The organism is Fictibacillus sp. 23RED33 (assembly GCF_015903925.1).
Classification (GTDB): domain Bacteria; phylum Bacillota; class Bacilli; order Bacillales; family Fictibacillaceae; genus Fictibacillus; species Fictibacillus phosphorivorans.
In genome coordinates this window covers 451,310-468,242 of the sequence record NZ_JACZDX010000003.1, presented here as the reverse complement: position 1 = coordinate 468,242, position 16,933 = coordinate 451,310, and the positions used below count along the sequence as shown (strand labels likewise).

Sequence of the window (16,933 nt, the reverse complement as noted above, 5' to 3'; positions counted from 1 at the left end):
CACAGGTTATCTGTGAAGGTCAGGAAGCTTAGGATATAGAGTTAAAGAGAAGTCATCACCACTCTGAGTCTTCTCTTTATGGTAAACAGCCTTTTCAAGAACAGACTTGAGAAGGTTGTTTTTCTTTTTCGGATCCTCAGTATTTGGATACAAAGATAATACGGTTTCAACTTGAGGAATAAAATCTGACTTTGCTTGATCTCTAGCAGATTCAATTTCTAATATAGCTGTAATATCCCGAATTGATATCTTGGTTTTTTCATACCGATCAGCAAGCGTCTGTGAGCGATCAAGATAAGTAACTTCATCATAAATTCCTCTTTCTAAGAAATCATGCAACCGGCCCTTTTGCTTTTCAATTTCAATGAGCTCTTTTTCGAGTGCAGCTAGTGCCTGCTGACGAAGTAAAATTTCATTATCATTATTCTCTTCAATTGGTGCCAAATCATTTTGTTCTGCTTTGTAATGATGCAGCCAAAAGCGCAAACCATTAATCAACTTATCTTCTACAAATTCAAAACGAGTGCTTTTGGATTCGCAGAATCTGTTATAACACTTGATATGTGGTTTTTGCTTAGTATAAGGTCTATACACCATCGAGGCACCGCATAAATGACATACGACTAGTCCAGCAAGGGGATTAGTAATTCCGTTTACTTGATTATAAGGCACATGATATTTGTTCTTTAGAACGTCCTGCGCTTTGTTATAAAGGGCAGGGGAGATCAGTGGCTCATGCTTTCCCTCTACATCGATCCATTCCTCTTTCGGTCTGGTTCTAGTGTCTTTCTGCTTACCTGGCTGCAACGATTTCTTTTCTTCTTTCTTTTTCCATTGAAGCCTTCCAGCATAAACAGCATTCTTCAAGATTGTAAGAACAGAAGAGTTGGACCATGAGATACCGGTATACGTTTTATAGCCCATTTCATTGAGCTTATTTGCAATCTTACTAGCTCCCATTCTTTGTTGTGGGTTTTCATGGGTATACCATTCATAAATCATCTTAACCACTGGCGCTTGTTCAGGATGAGGAACTAGGATTCTTTCCTTAGATCCTAGCTTCTTAATCTCATAGCCATAAGGGGGCCTAGTAGCAATATAGTTACCTTCCTCAACAGAACGTACACGACCGCCTTGCAAACGTCTGGTGATAATCTTAAGCTCCTTACGTGCCATAAATGTTTCAAACTCTGTATATTCTTCATCCCATTCGTCTTCAAGATCATAGGTCTTCCGTGTTGTTATAATCTTTGTTTTAGCATTTTTAAAGGTCTCTAAGATGATACCTTGTTCACGCATATTACCACGGCCTAGACGGTCCATATCCATGCATAGAACAGCATCATACTGACCTTGTTCTACTTCTTGCAGCACCTTTAACATTTCTGGACGAAAGGCAAGACTTTCTCCAGAGACAATTTCTTCACGAATTTTAATAATGTTTAAGTTTTGATGCTTTGCCACTTTAAGCAAAGCTTTTTTGTGTTTGGCTAAAGTCTCACCTTCTCCGCGAGCTTCGGCATCGAGATCTGCACGTGATTTTCGTAAATACATACAAACTCTATCCATATATTATTCACCCCAATAGGATTTTCCAGCAAAAAAATAAGCCTTCTAAGGCTTATTTTGAGTTGAATTAGAATTTTGTGAAGGAGTATTAGAATTTGTAGGAGGATTGTTAGAACCTTTATCGTTATTGAAAGTGAAAAGTGCAATTGCAATTCCAGCTATAGCTAAAACAGTTGCTATTCTCCCCCAGAAATTTTGAGTAACCATTGCTTGAACATGAGTAGCAGTTGCATCAATACGAGATTCTGACCTTTGTATTGATTGTTCAATTTGATTCATTTTAGAATCTAACTGATTACCTAATATTGTTATCGAATTCAAGATTCGTTCTTCCCGTTCTTTGGCATCTCTAATTGTCCGTTCTTCCCGTTCCTGCATCTCTGATTGTAATCGAGAGTCTCTGTCACGAATTTCTTGTTTATGATCACGCATATCTTGATCAAGTCGATCGATTAATTTTTTATAACCGTCATCCATATATTTACCACCTTTCTGGTTGGTGGAATCATCAATTTCAATTCCACCATTTGATGGCCGTTTCTTATATTCTACACCAAAAAAACTAGAAAAATAATCATTAATTTGATATGAATGTAAATTTTTTGAAGTTTCTCTTACATCTTCGATTACATTAGAATATGTTGCACTTGGTTTAGGTAGCTTATTTTTTGTATATTTTGTTGCTAGTCCTCCATCTATATGATAGAGCGTATGATTTTTATTCTTCATCGCCTTCACCTTCATCTGTGTTTGAAAGATCTTGTATTAATTCACTAATTTGACCATTTATTGCACTAAGAAACTTAACTTCTTCTTTCATCCATTCACCAACAGGCATTACGGTGTCTAGATAATCATCGTAGCAATCAATCAAGCTTCTTATGAAGACTCTATAGCCAATAGCATCAATAGATAATTCTGCATATGTTGAATCTGCTTTTAAAATTTGTAAACGGTCAATATCACCTTGCTCACCTCTAACTACTCCTAAAAATCCAGCAGGTCCATATCTTTCTAAAAGCTTTTGTTTTAAGGCATCTTCACTGAAAGAGGTTAAAAGAGAATAGAAAAACGGTTTATTTGCATACTCATTTTTTTGCAGCAATTCTTTTGATTTGGATTCAAAATAAATAAAGTCATCAAGGGATTCACCTGCAGGTTCACCGAACATAATGTCTAAATCATCAAATGTAGATCTTTTATGAGCAAATGGATCCTGATAATGTTTTGTAAGAATGCTCCATAAAATTTCTCTTAAATAAGGATCTTCTTTAATCTTTTCATCTAAGATGCTCAAACCAATTTTAACTTTTTGTATTTCCATTTTCATTCTCCTCTAATAATTAATAAGTACTACATAGGTTTTAAATTTTTTTCTGTTATCTAAGTCAAATCCACTCAATAGTCCCAACCTTACCACCTACAGATCCAATCACATCCACCTTACGATCAAACTCCAGCTGAAGGCGATATTGTACAGTTTCCTCATCTACTAGGAAGTGATCCGCGATGTCTGTGATCAAAACCGTTTGTTCTTCAGCAGCAAGATACACTTCTTCTAAGAATTTACGCGGCATGAGTAAATAGGCAGCCATTCGTTTTGCTTGCGCCTCTAACTTTCCAATAGCGTGTTTGTCCAATGTAAGCTGACATTGATAATGAGAATAAATGTGGCAGAACTCTTCAGCAAGGATTAACTTCTTCTCGATCACATTTAATCCTGGACGAATGTAGATCACACCTTTACGACCTTTAGAAGAGGGGATAGAGAAGGCTTTAATTCCATCTTCAATGTCACCTTCATAAAAATGGACATCTAAGGGTAGCACTTTAATCCCGTATCGCTTACATATATGTAGAATGTCGATTTCATCAGCTGATGCAAACTGAAAATGGGAGTGGACTTTCTCAGCCCGTTCCTCCCAGTAGTCACTTTTTGTTTTAGGCATTAGATGTTTAAGCTGCATGTTGTCACGACCTTTTATAAATTAAGCATTTTTTATTTTATATTGTATTTTCATTGTATAGCTTTAGAGTAGGCATGATATGTATCTTGATCAATTTTAAAATCATGCTTACATTCTAAGCACAAAAATTTTAGTCTTATTTTAGAATTTTTGACAATAAAAGCTCCAATAAAAAATGCTATTCCCAGAGGTATTCCAATAATTGTAATGCAGAACAAAATTCCGAGGGCAAGTAAGGCCTGAAATGCTCCCTTTGCATTACTTTTTACTTTGTTTCCTCCACATTGGGGACAATGTACGATTTGTTGACCATTCAAGTTATATTCCTCCTCTTAAAAATGAACAAATCATCTCATATATGTTTAAAAATCCCAAGTTAACTTGTAAATAAAACACGCAAGATGATGCGTGCTTAGATAATTGCTATGTATTAGTCTTCGATGAAATCTTCGTCGTCGTCCTCTTGGGCAGTTTCAAGTGCTTCCCACATACTAATTAGTGCTTTAATTTTCTTTTCCGTTGCATTAGCTAACTTATGGAAAAGCAAAGGATGTTCTTTAATTTTGTTGAAAACTTTTAATTCTTCTTCTGTTAAAGAGATTGCATTTTCTGCAACATTAACAGTTGTGACTTTTCCTACAACATCTTCAATATGTAAAGGGTTATTAGGTGTGTCAATGTCATCTTCACGTCCCAATAGAAAATCCGTTGTAGTATATAGAACATCGGCAAGTGTATTTAACATGTCATTTGAGGGTGTACTATGACCGTTTTCATAATTACTTATTGTACCTTTAGTGACATTAACTTTACGTGCTAGTTCTTCTTGGGTCAGTTTTCGATATTCTCTTGCTTTTTTTAACTGATTCTTAATCATTTACAATATCCCCCAACTATTGACGTACAAGGTAATTGTACATTAATAAATAAATTATGTATTAAAAGTACAAGAAATTTGTATAAAATAGTTGACGTACAAGTTTCTTATACACTATAATCAAATTACAAAGTACAAGATTCTTAAACAAGGAGGTGGATGATAATGAAAAATAGCCGGCTAGTTAAAGCAAGAAAGAAAAAGGGCTTTACCCAAGCGGAATTAGCTCAAATACTTGGTTATAAAGGTAAACAAACTATTGCCAACTGGGAGAATGGACATTCAAAGCCTCCCTTAAACAAAGCTATAGAGATGGCCATTATTTTAGAAAGCGATGTGGCTATTTTATTCGGCTCCGATGTACAAGAAACTTATACAAAATCATTTTCAGCATAATTAGTTTTTCTCCACAACTTGCACACAGCACCGATTGGTTCGATGTTGTGTGCAGGATGTGGAGCATACCAAAAGGAGTGTTCGCTATGAATGACATCAATGTAAAAGCGTTCTTTAGTGAATTACACACAAGGATGTTAACGGTGTGTCTCGATCTCCAAGAAGATAATTGTACTTCAGATGAAGCGATTCAAGAAATACTTAGAATCGCTGAAGAAATGAAGATGTGGTTATAGTCCTATTTTTTTAAACTTTTTTACTGGTAAATACTTTCTGACTTACAACTAATTTCAACAAATGGGTGTAAATACATCTAATGATGGCTCTTAACCCAATCCAACTTACTACTTAATAAAAAAAGGAGTGAACAACAATGTCCGTATCATCAACACTTAATAGGGCAGTCCCACCTGAGGAACCTCATACATTAAACAGAGGTGATCTACAAATGGAAGAGCAAAAGTATGATGCTACTTATAAGTTCGGAAAAACAGTTGTGAATATCGTTGCTCCCAAAAATCAAACCAAAGAAGAGATTGATCGAATTCTCAAAGAGTACCACATGGCTGGCCGCGCTATTGTAAAAGAAATGCAAGAAAAGGCAGCACTTAATTCAGGCTCGAATTGAGCCATTTTTTTAAAACAAACATTGTACAAGCTCTTCTCATTTTAATTGTACTACGTCTAAACCCTAAAAATGGTAATAAGGAGGACAACGTAATATGGCAATTGGTAAAGCTATCAAATCAATGAGGGGGAAGGAATCTCAACTAAAGCTCTCGTTTGATTTAAGTGTTTCGAGAGAAAGTGTTTCGGCTTATGAAACAGAGAGGGCAGCAGTACCACCCGACATCTCACAAAAGCTTATGCAAAGGTTCGATGATCCTTTTTACGCTATGACAGTTGCAAACGAATACACCGATGGCTCGTGGGTAAGACCACTGGACGGAATGCACGTAGACCTACATAGAAGCAGTGTGGTGGCTAAGACCCAAGAAGAAATCCAAGAGATACTCGAGTACATGAGGAGTATCAGTATCGTAAATCATCCAAGTTCCATGCCAGAACATGAAAAACAGCAGCTAAAAGAAACCATGATCCAAGCTATTGATGGCATCACAGCTTTAAGTCACTACGTATCAGTTATCTGTAAGGATTATGGATTCAGTTGGAACGAACTATGGCAAACACACACTCACAAGTTAATTGCAAATGGGTATGTGAGGAAGGAGAACGCATGAATATGGACCTGTTAATCAAGAAGGTGTTAAACAAGGATTACATTCAAGCAGGCAGGTTAGTAGATTGTATTGTGTACTGTGGAGATCGCTATGAAGAAGCACTTGAACAAACAAATATTGTATCTGCAAAAAAATGGTTAGAAGAGCAACGTAGATCATTAGATGAGCTAGAAGAGCTTTTTAAAAAGAAAGAGCAGCATGACAGGATTCGAACACTCGTAGAAGAGTTACAAGGTAGGAACATTCAAATCCAACTAATCAACATTACAGTTTAGGAGGTAAGAATATGAAAGAGAAAATCCTGTTAATTCGCACAGATCTCGCAATGATTAAGAACGCAATGGGCAGTTACAGAAAAACACAAGCCGGATATCAATTAAGACTTTTTGATATCGCGTTCAATAAGGTGACTCAATCAAGATCTTTTATCGAGTTAGACGGAATGGAAATGATCTATATCTACAGATCGTTAAATCTACACGCACAGCGTTTAAGTAAACGAGGAAAGATGATTGAGGCCGAACATTATTACTCACTTTCATCTTGGATGAACATCACACGTGAGAGGTTCCAGAGAAAATATGGTCCTAAAACGACGAAAACAGCAAGCGCTGGCACGCTTACTGCTTAATTGAAACGACTAAATAAATAGATTAGTAACATTCTAGCATGGTCAGCATGCTTCAGCAAGTAAATCCTTGCTGACAGGTTTAAGGATAGGAATTAGCTTCATTAGGAAAGGCCTGATTAAGCCGAGTAGATTTTGTGGCGAAACCGAAAACCGCGGTCCTTGAATCTGTCAGTGCGGATTTGCACTGGAAAGAAGGTGAACCAGATGACGAAAGAGCAGAAGCGTCAGATACGCCTGCGTATATCAGATCTATTTGAAGAAAACCGTAAACAACACTCATTTGAGAACGAACAGGAAATAGTTCGGCTAGGGAAGTTGTTAGATCAAGAAGTAACAGTTGAAGAATTTATAAAATTCAAACGTGGAGAATGGGGAGCAATGGAGATTTATTATCTTATAAACCATGTACCCATGATCGGTGTCGAGCGTACAGCTGAGAACCTAAATCGTTCAGCTGAATCAGTAAAAGGTAAGTTCTATCGAGAGATTCAAAAACAAAAAAACTTCTCACCCGGCACAGGTAGAGAAGTCAGCTAAATAATCTAATTGGATTGTAGCAGATCCTCAGCTTACAAGCAAACAGGTGATACCTAAATGAAAACCACAACTAACTATGCAATCTCGATTCCAGCATTGTACTGGAAATTTGCTACACAAGATAAATTGCTATTTAAACGCTATCTGCTTGCTTACATAAAACGAAATCATCCAGATCTTAAAGTATCAGAGATAGTAAAAGGAAAGATTTTATGTACTAGGAGGGATAAGGATGAAGAACGGCAAGCGCCTTACACGCCAACAAAAAAGCGTCCTGGAGAAGGCAGGACTCAATCCAAGTAACTGGTTAATCTTCAAGAATACTAAACAAGAAATGCATCTAATCCATAGGGTTTCTGGTAGCACGAGAGTTATTAACGCTAGTTAATATACAGGTAGAACAGGGGGGATAGAGTGCAAGGATATATAAAAGATTATCGGAAGGAATTAGACAGCGATATTTGGCTTATGCCTCCTCTGTATCACCGTACTTGGCAATATCTCAAATATCAAGTCAACCATCAAGAAAACAAAATTCCTATGCGTGACGGGTCCTTTCTAACGATAAAGAAAGGGCAGCATCTTACTTCTGTAAGAGATATAGCTAAGTCAACTGGATGGTATGAGGGAGCTAAATGGAAAGAGGCAAATCCTAAGACAGTAGACACTATATTGAAATGGTTAGAAAAACACAACATGATTTCAATTGACCGCGGTAAGGGTAACAGGCAATACACACTCATATCCTTATTAAACTGGGATTCTTACCAACATTTTAACGATGAGGGTAACAATAAAGTAACAGTTGATGGAGAAGGTGGGAAACACCTCGCGGATATAAACAAGAATGAAAAAGAATGTATTAAGAATGAAAAAAATATTACTGCTGCTGAAAATGCGCGTGAAGGAGAAAGTGACGGGGTGCCTACAACCGTTCCTAACAGAGATTCTTTGACACCTGCCGAGGACAAAGAAGAAATATCACATACTCCAGAAGATTATCAACGAGTTATCCTAAACAAATACATTCAACTTCGTAACTCTGGATTTCAGACTTCTGTCAGTGACGAAACGGCAGCAGTCGAACTTTACGAAAGCAACATACCACTTGAAAAAGCGATTTACTGGTTACTCGATCGATTTAAAACTTATAAACCAAAGCATCAGAGGGACAAAATCAACTCATTGAGCTACTGCGTCCCATACATCCTTGATAAATATCATGCAGAGATCCAGAAGCATGAAAGGAGTTTAAGAAATGAAAAGCTTGCAAAACGCTCTATCCCAGATCGTAGAGACGAATACGCAGAACTATCCCTCTGATAAACCTTATGTCTGTCCACATTGCAATATGACAGTACCAAGAATGGAAATTGAATTTCTTGGCATAAAGAAATCGGTTCAGCCGGTTTGTAAATGCGAAACGGACAAGCTAGAGCATGAAAGATTGCTGGATGCAACTCTGATTAAGCGTAAGCAAATTGAAAGACTTTTCTCCATTTCAAATTTGGGTGAACGTTTTGAAAATGCGAGTTTCAAAGCCTTTAATCCACGACCAGGTGCAGAAAAAGTCTTTCAGATAGCACAAAAATACGTTGAGGAGTTTAGAGAATGGGGCAGTGATTCATTGCTCATATGGGGTGATCCAGGGAACGGTAAGACACATATTGCTTCAGCTGTGGCAAATGAGGTATCAGCTACAGGTAGTATAGTTGTTTTTCAAAGTGTACCTGAGCTTTTAGAACGGATTCGCAGCACATTCAATAAAAACAGTAAAGAATCCGAGCAAGAAATCATGAAAGCATTAACAACATGTGACTTGCTTGTACTTGATGACATTGGAGCAGAAAAACTTACGGATTGGGTTCAAGATGTGATTTACAGGGTAATCGACGGCCGTTACCGTAAGAAGTTACCAACATTCTACACATCAAACCTCAAACCAGAAGTTCTAGCAGTCCAACTAGGATTTAGAACGTTTGACCGTATCACAGAAACAAGCTTAAGCATTCAAAACAAAGCAACGAGTTATCGTCGTGAGATTGCTCGACAAAGAATGGCTCGATTTGCGGAATAGGAGAGAGTCCAATGAAAGGAGTTATAACACGTAATCAACTCCGTGAAGCTGTGGAGTATCGGAGAAATCAGCTAATCAGTCAGCTTATCTCAATCGGTACTTTTGAGGACATTAATGGTAAGCAGTTGTACGAGCTCACATTGACTGAGCTCGAAGAAGAAATGCGTTGGATTAACATGCAGCGAGAAGGGGATGTGATTTATTAATGCTTAACAGAGTAGTGCTCGTTGGAAGATTAACTAAAGATCCAGAGCTGAAATATACGCCAAATGGAATTGCTGTTGCTAACTTCATATTGGCAGTTAACAGACCTTTTTCTAACCAACATGGGGAAAGAGAAGCAGATTTCATTCAATGTGTTGTCTGGAGAAAGCCGGCAGAAAACGTGGCTAACTTCTTAAAGAAAGGATCTCTTGCAGGTGTTGACGGACGATTACAAACCAGATCCTATGAAAACAGTCAGGGACAACGTGTTTATGTAGTTGAGGTCATGTGCGAAAGTGTTCAGTTCTTGGAACCAAAAGGCAACAACAATCGTTCTCAAAACATGGGACAGCAGCAACAGCAGTATCAGCAACAACCAAATTTTAATGATGATCCATTTGCAAATGAAGGTAATCCTATCGACATTTCAGATGACGATCTACCCTTCTAACCATGAAAAAAAGAGAAGTAAACTCGCGCTATAGACCGGTTGTAACTGTGAAAAAGGTGAAAAAAGATATTCCGACAGTAATCATGATTAGTGGGGAAACTTATGTACTTGCTCATCGTGACCAAAGACCAAAGGGGAAAAGGTAAATGAACTTTAAAAAGTTATTTGAAACCCAGCAAGTATTAAGAAGCAGAATTGCATATAACGAGCCGGATCGGTTTGGAAAACTACTTTTAGCAACTCAAGTGGAATTAGGAGAATGCGCGAACGAACAACGAACTTGGAAGTTCTGGAGTAAGGACCAAAAACCGAGACCAAAATTGCTTGAAGAATATGTTGATGGACTCCATTTTGTTCTTGAAGTTGGGATCGAGTTAGAAATGCAAGATGAACCTGTAATGTATACAACAGAGCATGTAGATGTTACATCTCAGTTTAATTATCTTTTTTACACAATCGGCGAAATGTATGATGTTTCTACTCGAGCAGATGACAGAGAAGAATTGATGGCCATATATGATGATGTGTTGTCTTGTTACTTGGGTTTAGGGAAAATGCTTGGATTCACGGATCATCAAATTGAACAAGCATACTTTGAAAAGAACAAGGTGAATCACAAAAGGCAAGAGAGTGGTTACTGATGAAACGAGTTGTCTATGAAAAGTTACCGCTTAAAAAGCTTATTGAGCTTATCCGCTCAGGAAATGACGAGACAGCTAAAGCAGAATGGAAGAGACGTTGGGAAGACGATTATCCAAGAATAAAAGAGGCAGCATGTAGGAGGTAAATGTTTTGTACCAGTCAACAATTGATGACTTCATCGAAAACAATGACTTTGTGCCTGAATTGATAGCTAAAGAGATATCTCCAATGTCACATTGGATTCGCATAACAAAAGGGTGTGTTCCAGAAGAGTTTCAGAAGTTTATAGACCTTGAGGATAATTGCGGATATTCCGATCTACACTTGGCACCTCGGTTGAAAGACAAACTATTGTTGGAATTTCAAGGGAAGATAACGGTCGTTTAGTCAAAGTTGAAAGGAGATGTACAAATGAAGGTAGGGGAAGATCATATTTTCAAACATCGTAAATCGCCATTTCACGACATCATCACTGAGAAGGGAACAGTTTTAGAAATCGGGCGAACAAAGGATGGGGTTAAATACGCATTAACAACTGTAGGATCCTTTACTAAAAAGTTTGTTATAGCTTAGTCGAAACATTATGTGCAGGAAGGAGGAAATAAAAATGGATTATAAATATGAAAATGTTGAAAATGTAGAAGTGAAAGAGGATTTTGATGTTTGGAAATACGATGATGATGGAGAGGTAATCGAACATCTTGTAATCAAAAAAGGCACTTGCGGAACTATTGAATCAATGGGCTGTAGCAGTACTGATGGTTTTAGACCTAACTATGATATTGTCTTTCAAACTGATATAGATGAAACCGTAGAAGTTACGATGTATGAACCTACAATGGAAGAAGTTTTGATTTTAGGTTCATGAACATTACGTTGATAAAGCTCAATAAATAAAAAAGAGCTCAAGGCGTTGAAACCCGAGCAAGTGTTTGGTACCTAAATTATAACATTTATAGGGGGCTGCCGGGATGAAAACGCAAGGTATAATTACAGAAAATATGACTGCTGCCGTAGATCTCATGCATAATGCAACGTATGTAGTAAGAGATGGAGTATTGAAGCAAGTGCCACAGCCGGTAGATGGGTTTGGTAAACAGATTATTACATGGGAAAACGGAAAACCATTAGGTGGTAAATTAGAATCGAGCTTCAAAATTAAATAAAGCCTGTCGGAAAAACCGAGGGCACTAATCAATAAGCAGATGCCACTGCTTTGATTAGTGCTCTCTTTTTGTTTCTTATAAAGGGGTAAAAGGGCCTTACCTAAAAGGTTCGGCTGTTGTTACCAATCTAGGGAGGTCAATATGAGTAATTTTAAAAGCCAATTAAAGAACTGGTCAAAAAAGAACACTCCAACCAAGAAGCAGCAACCAAAGCCGAAAAGAGATAGTGAATTGAGTACAAAAGATTTTGAAGAACTAATGGGTAAACATAGACCTACTTATTCTAGAAGAAATGGCGCAATCCGCCAAAGATAAATAAAGGGAGGAATGAATATATGAAGAATCAAATGAATTTTTATCTACCTGAAGTGAATCCAAAAGCAACGAGGAAGGCAGTGGAAGAGATTCTGGAGAAGTATCGTGAGCTATTAGTTACATTACCAGTGGATTGCTCACCAAAAATAACAGCATCATATTCGCTCATTCCTCCAAGTAATACGAATGAGTTTCATAGTAAGACAGAAGAGGTAGCCATTGAAAGAGCTGATTTCGAACGTTACAGAAATAGCTTTTTGAATAAAATTCATGCAGCTGTAGAAGCATTAAAACCAGACGAAAAGTTTATCATCGTAAATCGATACATGCAGCAAGTTACAGGTTACGATCCTGACATCTGGATGGATCTCGGAATAGGGAAGACGATGTATTATTCATTAAAAGGTAAAGCCATGTTGAGATTAGCTTTTGCATTAAAGATAGAAGTTTATAAGAAGAAAGAGGTGAGAAGCGCTTGAACATTGTTGTTCCAATCCGTGATAAAAATCTTATACAAGAGATAAAAGAGTATTTGAAGCAAACAAGTGAAAGAAATTATATTCTCTTTCTTTTAGGCATTAATACAGGTCTTCGAATCAAAGATATTTTGAAGCTTCGAGTGAGAGATGTGGAAGGCTGGAGTATATATTTGAAGGAAGGTAAGACCGGTAAACCAAAAGAGGTGTTTATGCCTAATGAATTGAAAAGAGCTGTGAGAAATTATGTGAGAGATAAGCATAAGAACGAGTATCTGTTTAGAAGCCGACAAGGGAAGAATAAACCAATCACAGTGAGCATGGCGTACATAATTTTACGACAGATCGCAGAAGAGTTTGGATTAGAACGTATTGGTTGCCATTCCATGAGAAAAACATATGGATACCACTTCTATAAACAACATGGAGATGTGGCAGCACTGCAAGAAATGCTAAATCATTCCCATCCTAAGATTACAATGAGATACATCGGTATTCTCCAGGATGATCTCAATACATTACAGAAAAAGTTAAAGATATAAGCTTCACTTTCTTTTTTTATGATTTATTGAGTTCATTACAAAAACAATTGTTAAAACTCATATGCAATAATTATAGGGAATGCAGACAGCTGTAAGGAAAAGCGCGAGGTAGTGAGTTTGCTTCCCTATGTATTGTAGAGAACTCAAGACATAAGAAAATAATACAAAATAGAATTTTTTTAAATAAAAGGAAATTATTAGAGCTAAATAATTTATAATAAAGACGAAAACAGAATTTGAAAATTGGGGGATTATGAAAATGAATGAAGAAAGAGATTTTGTAAGAGAAGATATGGAGAATTGGGTTGGAGATGTAGCTTTACAAATTCGTAATCTAAAAGAAGAGCTAAAGGTACTTTCAATAAAATTAGAAGTGGCAAGCGCACGACATCATGCTTCAGAAGTCATCTATAAAAATAATAACAACCCTTTCGAATACCAAAGTGAATTTAAGGAAAGATATGTTGACCCTGCTTTGTTAAACCTTAATGAAATTCAAGAAGAATATAATAAATTAGAAAAAGAGATAGAGATTAAAGAACAACATGAACTTATGATAAAAAGATACGTTAATTCTCAAAAATAATATACGAACGATTTACGAACTTTTCGCGAACGATTTACGGACGATTTCTAAATATATCCATGTTATTGTTGTATTATGGCATAGCGCCAAATAAATTCCCTTTAAGACAGCAGCCATTCGGTTGCTGTTTTTTGTTGTGTAAATAATCTGAAGGAGTTGTTGTGACATGGCTGAAAAGCGTGAGTCGAACAAAGGTGAACTTTATAAGTGTTCAGGTTGTGGAAGGTTAGAAATCATCTTGCCAAACAACCCAAGAAAAGATGGAAGAAGTTGCAAAGATTGCGGAGAGCATATGAGCTTTTACGCCTTTGCTGGTATCGATAATTCAAATAGTAAAACTTTAATTGGAATTAATGTGGATTGTTCAGAAGCTCTAACCGGTCTAAAGGCAGTAACACGTGAAGCAAAGAAAGCTACTGCTGCATTGAAAGAGTTAGAAGATCAGCAGGAGAAGATGAGTAAGGGTAGGCAATTCAATCAATACGGTGAGACACGGTGAGCTTTTATAAGTCCTCACGTTGGAAGAACAAACGTGAGTCAGTGTTAAAGCGTGATGAGTATCGGTGCCAGGAGTGTAAACGGTATGGCAAGAACACTGAGGCAACAACAGTACATCATATCCATCCATTACTGGAAAGACCTGAACAAAGATTGTTAAGTACTAATCTATTAAGTCTTTGTGGCAGGTGTCACGATAAGATGCACGATCGTATAACTGATAAGCTCACTGTTCTTGGTGAATGGTGGAGAGAAAAGATTGAAAGGATGAGTGAAAGCAATGGAAGGTAAAACTATATTAATGGGTAGCGAGAACCATAATGGTTGGAAGCTAGAAGAACTATTGGCTCAAGTTAAAAAGGAAGTATCACAGAAGATTAACAAGATCGTTAATGATCCATCACCTCAAGCTCAATTAGTTGTAAGGAATAACTTAGCAATCATTGAACACTTAGGTGCAGCAGAAGCACTGCAACGTTCATCTTATGTTGTATTGGATGCAATGAGAGAGAACGAAGGACCGAGTGGCAAACCTAGGATTGGGTAATTTAAATATCCCCCCTACTTAACTTTAGTTAAATAAAGTCTCTGGGGACCGGAGGGGGGAGGTTTTTCCAATAGAGCGACTTTTTCATAAAAAGGGGGTGCAAAAACTTGGCCATAACACCCGAAGAACGAAAGATTCGTAAAATCATGAAACAAGTCATTCAGGACATGAAAGATGTCGGGACTTATCGATCTCAATTCGAAGCAACCATTCGAACGTATTCTGAAATGAGATTTCAGTATGATCTTATGATGAAAGATTTTTTTAAAGAAGGTTGTAAAACAACTGAGGAGTATACCAACAATGCTGGCGTGACAAATGTTAGAAAGACTGCAACATATCTGGCTATTGAAACAATTAGAAAAGATATGATAAATCATGAAAATACACTCGGCTTAACACCAGCAGGATTGAAAAGAATTAATGATGAAATGAAAACAACTAAAAAGAAAAGTAGCAAATTAGCTTCTGCATTGAGTGATTTAAGATGAAAAAGTATAAGAACTATAAAACAGTAATGAATTTTGCTAACAGTATTGTGGATGGAACTAAAGTTGCTAACAAAGAACAGATTCAAGGTTGCCAACGATTTCTAAAGGATCTAGAGAATCCTGATTATGATTTCGATCCTAAAGACGCTGAATTTGTTATTGGCATCATAGAAAATACATTTGTTCATGCACAAGGTGAGATGCTTGATGGTACTCCCTTAAGAGGAACTCCATTTTTGCTAGAACCTTTCCACAAATACCAAGTTTATAATTTGTTAGGTTTTTTCCATAAAGGAACAAAGATGAGGCGCTTCAAGGAGGCGTTTATTTTTATTCCTCGAAAAAACATTAAAACAAGTTTTGCGGCTGCACTTGCTTGGGCACTAGGAATCTTAAATAGACGAAGCGGTAGTAAAGTGTATATTGTTGCGGCTGCTTTAAAACAATCGTTAGAAAGCTTTAACTTCATCAACTTCAACTTGGCTCAAATGGGAGAAAAGGAAAACTTTCGAGTCATTGATAATAATCAGGAACACTCTATATCAGGTGACTTTGGTGATGGATCGCTTTATATTCAAGCATTAGCTGCCAACCCAGACAAACAGGATTCATTGAACTGTAACATCGCTATAGCAGATGAACTACATGCCTATAAAACTCCGAAACAATACAATATCATCAAAGAAGCAATGAAGGCGTATACCAATAAATTAATGATTGGTATTACCACTGCTGGAGATGACATGACGAGTTTCTGCTATCAGAGGTTGCAGTATTGCAAAAAGATACTTGATGGAACGGTTAAAGATGAAGCATATTTTGTTTTTATAGCAAAAGCGGATGAAGACGAAAAAGGAAATGTAGATTACACAAATCCTATTGAGCATCAGAAGGCTAATCCGGCATACGGTGTTTCCATTCGTCCAGATGACATCATGAATGATGCTCTTCAAGCCCAAAATGATCCTCAACAACGAAAAGATTTCCTTGCTAAATCAATGAACATTTTTACAGCAGCAATCAAAGCGTATTTCAATGTTGAAGAATTTAAAATTTCAGATCGTAAATATTCATGGACTTTGAAAGATTTAGCTAAGCTAAATATTGATTGGTATGGTGGAGCGGACTTATCCAAGATGCATGACTTAACAGCAGCTGCCTTATATGGAACTTATAAGGGAGTTGATATTGCTATAACTCACGCTTGGTTCCCAATAGTGGCGGCAGTTCAGAAAGCAGAGGATGACAACATTCCCCTCTTTGGTTGGAAAGATGAAGGTTGGTTGGACATGTGTAACACAGCTACTGTTAACCATTCCGACATTGTAAATTGGTTTGCGAATATGAAACAAAGGGGCTTTAAAATAAAGCAAGTTGGTTTTGACAGAAAGTTCTCCAGAGAATTCTTTGTTGAGATGAAAAAGAAAGGTTTTAAAATTATTGATCAGCCCCAGTATTTCTACAAAAAATCTGAGGGTTTTAGAAGAATTGAAAAGAAAGCGAAAGATGAGAAGTTTTATTATCTTCATTCTTCTGCATTTGAATACTGTGTACAGAACGTGGCAGCTATTGAAAAGACTGATGATATGATTCAATACGAAAAAATAATGGATGAGACCAGAATTGATATTTTTGATGCGGCTGTTTTTGGTGCGATTCGAATGCTTGAGAATATCGAGAAGTCTAATAGTGCAAGCCAATGGCTGAAAGGTGGGTGATA

The 16,933-nt window shown here is 37.0% G+C and carries 34 protein-coding genes; 28 read left to right on the top strand and 6 right to left on the bottom strand.

Annotated features, from left to right (window positions below; genetic code table 11):
* Positions 1-6: 6 nt before the first annotated feature.
* The 6 genes from IHV09_RS14385 to IHV09_RS14360 form a co-directional block, all read right to left on the bottom strand.
* The gene (locus IHV09_RS14385; RefSeq protein WP_197264782.1) at positions 7-1,569 is read right to left on the bottom strand and encodes a recombinase family protein; all 1,563 of its coding nucleotides are present in this window, start codon (positions 1,567-1,569) and stop codon (positions 7-9) included.
* A 45-nt stretch (positions 1,570-1,614) separates the two neighbouring features.
* Complete coding sequence (locus IHV09_RS14380) at positions 1,615-2,298, bottom strand: hypothetical protein (RefSeq protein ID WP_197264781.1); 684 nt, start codon at positions 2,296-2,298, stop codon at positions 1,615-1,617.
* Positions 2,288-2,893, bottom strand: a complete 606-nt coding sequence (locus IHV09_RS14375; protein ID WP_197264780.1) for a hypothetical protein — start codon at positions 2,891-2,893, stop codon at positions 2,288-2,290. Before IHV09_RS14375 ends, IHV09_RS14380 begins: the two co-directional genes overlap by 11 nt.
* A 64-nt stretch (positions 2,894-2,957) precedes the next feature.
* A complete protein-coding gene (locus tag IHV09_RS14370; protein WP_197264779.1) occupies positions 2,958-3,536 on the bottom strand; it encodes an ImmA/IrrE family metallo-endopeptidase in 579 nt (192 codons plus the stop codon).
* Between the two features lie 50 nt (positions 3,537-3,586).
* A complete protein-coding gene (locus tag IHV09_RS14365) occupies positions 3,587-3,853 on the bottom strand; it encodes a hypothetical protein (RefSeq protein WP_197264778.1) in 267 nt (88 codons plus the stop codon).
* A 113-nt stretch (positions 3,854-3,966) separates the two neighbouring features.
* Entirely contained in the window at positions 3,967-4,413 is a 447-nt protein-coding gene (locus tag IHV09_RS14360; protein WP_197264777.1) for a helix-turn-helix domain-containing protein, read from the bottom strand.
* Between the two features lie 165 nt (positions 4,414-4,578).
* On the opposite strand from IHV09_RS14360, the gene IHV09_RS14355 reads away from it, so the two are divergent.
* The 28 genes from IHV09_RS14355 (at position 4,579) to IHV09_RS14225 (ending at position 16,931) form a co-directional block, all read left to right on the top strand.
* Positions 4,579-4,809, top strand: coding sequence for a helix-turn-helix transcriptional regulator (locus IHV09_RS14355; RefSeq protein WP_197264776.1), 231 nt, complete (start codon positions 4,579-4,581; stop codon positions 4,807-4,809).
* Positions 4,810-4,895: 86 nt separating this feature from the next.
* Positions 4,896-5,045: a hypothetical protein gene (locus IHV09_RS14350; protein ID WP_197264775.1), complete on the top strand. Its 150-nt coding sequence runs from the start codon at positions 4,896-4,898 to the stop codon at positions 5,043-5,045.
* Between the two features lie 137 nt (positions 5,046-5,182).
* Entirely contained in the window at positions 5,183-5,437 is a 255-nt protein-coding gene (locus IHV09_RS14345; protein WP_197264774.1) for a hypothetical protein, read from the top strand.
* 94 nt (positions 5,438-5,531) lie between these two features.
* Positions 5,532-6,050, top strand: a complete 519-nt coding sequence (locus IHV09_RS14340) for a helix-turn-helix domain-containing protein (RefSeq protein ID WP_197264773.1) — start codon at positions 5,532-5,534, stop codon at positions 6,048-6,050.
* 2 nt (positions 6,051-6,052) lie between these two features.
* Positions 6,053-6,325 carry a hypothetical protein gene (locus IHV09_RS14335; protein ID WP_197264772.1) on the top strand — a complete coding sequence of 91 codons (273 nt, stop codon included), beginning with the start codon at positions 6,053-6,055 and terminating at the stop codon, positions 6,323-6,325.
* An 11-nt stretch (positions 6,326-6,336) separates the two neighbouring features.
* The gene (locus IHV09_RS14330) at positions 6,337-6,681 is read left to right on the top strand and encodes a hypothetical protein (protein WP_197264771.1); all 345 of its coding nucleotides are present in this window, start codon (positions 6,337-6,339) and stop codon (positions 6,679-6,681) included.
* Positions 6,682-6,885: 204 nt separating this feature from the next.
* Positions 6,886-7,218 (top strand): hypothetical protein, encoded by a 333-nt coding sequence (locus tag IHV09_RS14325; RefSeq protein ID WP_197264770.1) that lies wholly within the window; start codon positions 6,886-6,888, stop codon positions 7,216-7,218.
* Between the two features lie 57 nt (positions 7,219-7,275).
* Positions 7,276-7,521: a hypothetical protein gene (locus IHV09_RS14320; RefSeq protein WP_197264769.1), complete on the top strand. Its 246-nt coding sequence runs from the start codon at positions 7,276-7,278 to the stop codon at positions 7,519-7,521.
* On the top strand, positions 7,451-7,606 hold the full coding sequence (locus tag IHV09_RS22870; protein ID WP_425590436.1) for a DUF6906 family protein: 156 nt from the start codon (positions 7,451-7,453) through the stop codon (positions 7,604-7,606). The genes IHV09_RS14320 and IHV09_RS22870 overlap by 71 nt, the downstream gene beginning before the upstream one ends.
* A 26-nt stretch (positions 7,607-7,632) precedes the next feature.
* Entirely contained in the window at positions 7,633-8,541 is a 909-nt protein-coding gene (locus IHV09_RS22450; RefSeq protein WP_370568976.1) for a hypothetical protein, read from the top strand.
* Positions 8,477-9,295: an ATP-binding protein gene (locus tag IHV09_RS14310; protein ID WP_197264768.1), complete on the top strand. Its 819-nt coding sequence runs from the start codon at positions 8,477-8,479 to the stop codon at positions 9,293-9,295. The genes IHV09_RS22450 and IHV09_RS14310 overlap by 65 nt, the downstream gene beginning before the upstream one ends.
* Positions 9,296-9,306: 11 nt before the next feature.
* Positions 9,307-9,501, top strand: coding sequence for a Fur-regulated basic protein FbpA (gene fbpA, locus IHV09_RS14305; RefSeq protein ID WP_197264767.1), 195 nt, complete (start codon positions 9,307-9,309; stop codon positions 9,499-9,501).
* Complete coding sequence (gene ssb, locus IHV09_RS14300) at positions 9,501-9,950, top strand: single-stranded DNA-binding protein (protein ID WP_197264766.1); 450 nt, start codon at positions 9,501-9,503, stop codon at positions 9,948-9,950. Before fbpA ends, ssb begins: the two co-directional genes overlap by 1 nt.
* Before the next feature lie 146 nt (positions 9,951-10,096).
* Positions 10,097-10,591: a dUTP diphosphatase gene (locus tag IHV09_RS14295; protein WP_197264765.1), complete on the top strand. Its 495-nt coding sequence runs from the start codon at positions 10,097-10,099 to the stop codon at positions 10,589-10,591.
* Entirely contained in the window at positions 10,591-10,737 is a 147-nt protein-coding gene (locus tag IHV09_RS14290) for a hypothetical protein (protein ID WP_197264764.1), read from the top strand. The genes IHV09_RS14295 and IHV09_RS14290 overlap by 1 nt, the downstream gene beginning before the upstream one ends.
* Positions 10,738-10,742: 5 nt before the next feature.
* Positions 10,743-10,979, top strand: a complete 237-nt coding sequence (locus IHV09_RS14285; protein ID WP_197264763.1) for a hypothetical protein — start codon at positions 10,743-10,745, stop codon at positions 10,977-10,979.
* A 24-nt stretch (positions 10,980-11,003) separates the two neighbouring features.
* Complete coding sequence (locus tag IHV09_RS14280; RefSeq protein WP_197264762.1) at positions 11,004-11,165, top strand: hypothetical protein; 162 nt, start codon at positions 11,004-11,006, stop codon at positions 11,163-11,165.
* Between the two features lie 34 nt (positions 11,166-11,199).
* The gene (locus IHV09_RS14275) at positions 11,200-11,460 is read left to right on the top strand and encodes a hypothetical protein (RefSeq protein WP_197264761.1); all 261 of its coding nucleotides are present in this window, start codon (positions 11,200-11,202) and stop codon (positions 11,458-11,460) included.
* Positions 11,461-11,563: 103 nt separating this feature from the next.
* Entirely contained in the window at positions 11,564-11,758 is a 195-nt protein-coding gene (locus tag IHV09_RS14270; RefSeq protein WP_197264760.1) for a DUF3954 domain-containing protein, read from the top strand.
* A gap of 141 nt (positions 11,759-11,899) precedes the next feature.
* Positions 11,900-12,073 carry a hypothetical protein gene (locus tag IHV09_RS14265; RefSeq protein ID WP_197264759.1) on the top strand — a complete coding sequence of 58 codons (174 nt, stop codon included), beginning with the start codon at positions 11,900-11,902 and terminating at the stop codon, positions 12,071-12,073.
* Between the two features lie 20 nt (positions 12,074-12,093).
* Positions 12,094-12,552, top strand: a complete 459-nt coding sequence (locus IHV09_RS14260; protein WP_197264758.1) for an ArpU family phage packaging/lysis transcriptional regulator — start codon at positions 12,094-12,096, stop codon at positions 12,550-12,552.
* Complete coding sequence (locus IHV09_RS14255; RefSeq protein ID WP_197264757.1) at positions 12,549-13,091, top strand: site-specific integrase; 543 nt, start codon at positions 12,549-12,551, stop codon at positions 13,089-13,091. The genes IHV09_RS14260 and IHV09_RS14255 overlap by 4 nt, the downstream gene beginning before the upstream one ends.
* A 259-nt stretch (positions 13,092-13,350) precedes the next feature.
* A complete protein-coding gene (locus IHV09_RS14250) occupies positions 13,351-13,677 on the top strand; it encodes a hypothetical protein (RefSeq protein ID WP_197264756.1) in 327 nt (108 codons plus the stop codon).
* Positions 13,678-13,843: 166 nt separating this feature from the next.
* The gene (locus IHV09_RS14245) at positions 13,844-14,176 is read left to right on the top strand and encodes a hypothetical protein (RefSeq protein ID WP_197264755.1); all 333 of its coding nucleotides are present in this window, start codon (positions 13,844-13,846) and stop codon (positions 14,174-14,176) included.
* Positions 14,173-14,466 (top strand): HNH endonuclease, encoded by a 294-nt coding sequence (locus IHV09_RS14240; protein ID WP_197264754.1) that lies wholly within the window; start codon positions 14,173-14,175, stop codon positions 14,464-14,466. Before IHV09_RS14245 ends, IHV09_RS14240 begins: the two co-directional genes overlap by 4 nt.
* Complete coding sequence (locus IHV09_RS14235; RefSeq protein ID WP_197264753.1) at positions 14,456-14,722, top strand: hypothetical protein; 267 nt, start codon at positions 14,456-14,458, stop codon at positions 14,720-14,722. The genes IHV09_RS14240 and IHV09_RS14235 overlap by 11 nt, the downstream gene beginning before the upstream one ends.
* A 107-nt stretch (positions 14,723-14,829) precedes the next feature.
* Complete coding sequence (locus tag IHV09_RS14230; RefSeq protein WP_197264752.1) at positions 14,830-15,213, top strand: P27 family phage terminase small subunit; 384 nt, start codon at positions 14,830-14,832, stop codon at positions 15,211-15,213.
* A complete protein-coding gene (locus IHV09_RS14225; RefSeq protein ID WP_197264751.1) occupies positions 15,210-16,931 on the top strand; it encodes a terminase large subunit in 1,722 nt (573 codons plus the stop codon). Before IHV09_RS14230 ends, IHV09_RS14225 begins: the two co-directional genes overlap by 4 nt.
* The last annotated feature ends 2 nt before the right edge of the window (positions 16,932-16,933 follow it).

What these genes read in the sequence shown, in the direction of transcription:
- IHV09_RS14235 (WP_197264753.1), top strand. Translation starts at nt 14,456, where the DNA reads ATGGAAGGTAAAACTATATTAATGGGTAGCGAGAACCATAATGGTTGG.
- IHV09_RS14310 (WP_197264768.1), top strand. Translation starts at nt 8,477, where the DNA reads ATGAAAAGCTTGCAAAACGCTCTATCCCAGATCGTAGAGACGAATACG.
- IHV09_RS14260 (WP_197264758.1), top strand. Translation starts at nt 12,094, where the DNA reads ATGAAGAATCAAATGAATTTTTATCTACCTGAAGTGAATCCAAAAGCA.
- IHV09_RS14225 (WP_197264751.1), top strand. Translation starts at nt 15,210, where the DNA reads ATGAAAAAGTATAAGAACTATAAAACAGTAATGAATTTTGCTAACAGT.
- IHV09_RS14355 (WP_197264776.1), top strand. Translation starts at nt 4,579, where the DNA reads ATGAAAAATAGCCGGCTAGTTAAAGCAAGAAAGAAAAAGGGCTTTACC.
- IHV09_RS14335 (WP_197264772.1), top strand. Translation starts at nt 6,053, where the DNA reads ATGGACCTGTTAATCAAGAAGGTGTTAAACAAGGATTACATTCAAGCA.
- IHV09_RS14370 (WP_197264779.1), bottom strand. Translation starts at nt 3,536, where the DNA reads ATGCAGCTTAAACATCTAATGCCTAAAACAAAAAGTGACTACTGGGAG.
- ssb (WP_197264766.1), top strand. Translation starts at nt 9,501, where the DNA reads ATGCTTAACAGAGTAGTGCTCGTTGGAAGATTAACTAAAGATCCAGAG.
- IHV09_RS14340 (WP_197264773.1), top strand. Translation starts at nt 5,532, where the DNA reads ATGGCAATTGGTAAAGCTATCAAATCAATGAGGGGGAAGGAATCTCAA.
- IHV09_RS14250 (WP_197264756.1), top strand. Translation starts at nt 13,351, where the DNA reads ATGAATGAAGAAAGAGATTTTGTAAGAGAAGATATGGAGAATTGGGTT.
- IHV09_RS14265 (WP_197264759.1), top strand. Translation starts at nt 11,900, where the DNA reads ATGAGTAATTTTAAAAGCCAATTAAAGAACTGGTCAAAAAAGAACACT.
- IHV09_RS14360 (WP_197264777.1), bottom strand. Translation starts at nt 4,413, where the DNA reads ATGATTAAGAATCAGTTAAAAAAAGCAAGAGAATATCGAAAACTGACC.
- fbpA (WP_197264767.1), top strand. Translation starts at nt 9,307, where the DNA reads ATGAAAGGAGTTATAACACGTAATCAACTCCGTGAAGCTGTGGAGTAT.
- IHV09_RS14275 (WP_197264761.1), top strand. Translation starts at nt 11,200, where the DNA reads ATGGATTATAAATATGAAAATGTTGAAAATGTAGAAGTGAAAGAGGAT.
- IHV09_RS14330 (WP_197264771.1), top strand. Translation starts at nt 6,337, where the DNA reads ATGAAAGAGAAAATCCTGTTAATTCGCACAGATCTCGCAATGATTAAG.
- IHV09_RS14295 (WP_197264765.1), top strand. Translation starts at nt 10,097, where the DNA reads ATGAACTTTAAAAAGTTATTTGAAACCCAGCAAGTATTAAGAAGCAGA.
- IHV09_RS14280 (WP_197264762.1), top strand. Translation starts at nt 11,004, where the DNA reads ATGAAGGTAGGGGAAGATCATATTTTCAAACATCGTAAATCGCCATTT.
- IHV09_RS14350 (WP_197264775.1), top strand. Translation starts at nt 4,896, where the DNA reads ATGAATGACATCAATGTAAAAGCGTTCTTTAGTGAATTACACACAAGG.
- IHV09_RS14385 (WP_197264782.1), bottom strand. Translation starts at nt 1,569, where the DNA reads ATGGATAGAGTTTGTATGTATTTACGAAAATCACGTGCAGATCTCGAT.
- IHV09_RS14345 (WP_197264774.1), top strand. Translation starts at nt 5,183, where the DNA reads ATGTCCGTATCATCAACACTTAATAGGGCAGTCCCACCTGAGGAACCT.
- IHV09_RS14325 (WP_197264770.1), top strand. Translation starts at nt 6,886, where the DNA reads ATGACGAAAGAGCAGAAGCGTCAGATACGCCTGCGTATATCAGATCTA.
- IHV09_RS14245 (WP_197264755.1), top strand. Translation starts at nt 13,844, where the DNA reads ATGGCTGAAAAGCGTGAGTCGAACAAAGGTGAACTTTATAAGTGTTCA.
- IHV09_RS14320 (WP_197264769.1), top strand. Translation starts at nt 7,276, where the DNA reads ATGAAAACCACAACTAACTATGCAATCTCGATTCCAGCATTGTACTGG.
- IHV09_RS14380 (WP_197264781.1), bottom strand. Translation starts at nt 2,298, where the DNA reads ATGAAGAATAAAAATCATACGCTCTATCATATAGATGGAGGACTAGCA.
- IHV09_RS22870 (WP_425590436.1), top strand. Translation starts at nt 7,451, where the DNA reads ATGAAGAACGGCAAGCGCCTTACACGCCAACAAAAAAGCGTCCTGGAG.
- IHV09_RS14270 (WP_197264760.1), top strand. Translation starts at nt 11,564, where the DNA reads ATGAAAACGCAAGGTATAATTACAGAAAATATGACTGCTGCCGTAGAT.
- IHV09_RS14290 (WP_197264764.1), top strand. Translation starts at nt 10,591, where the DNA reads ATGAAACGAGTTGTCTATGAAAAGTTACCGCTTAAAAAGCTTATTGAG.
- IHV09_RS14375 (WP_197264780.1), bottom strand. Translation starts at nt 2,893, where the DNA reads ATGGAAATACAAAAAGTTAAAATTGGTTTGAGCATCTTAGATGAAAAG.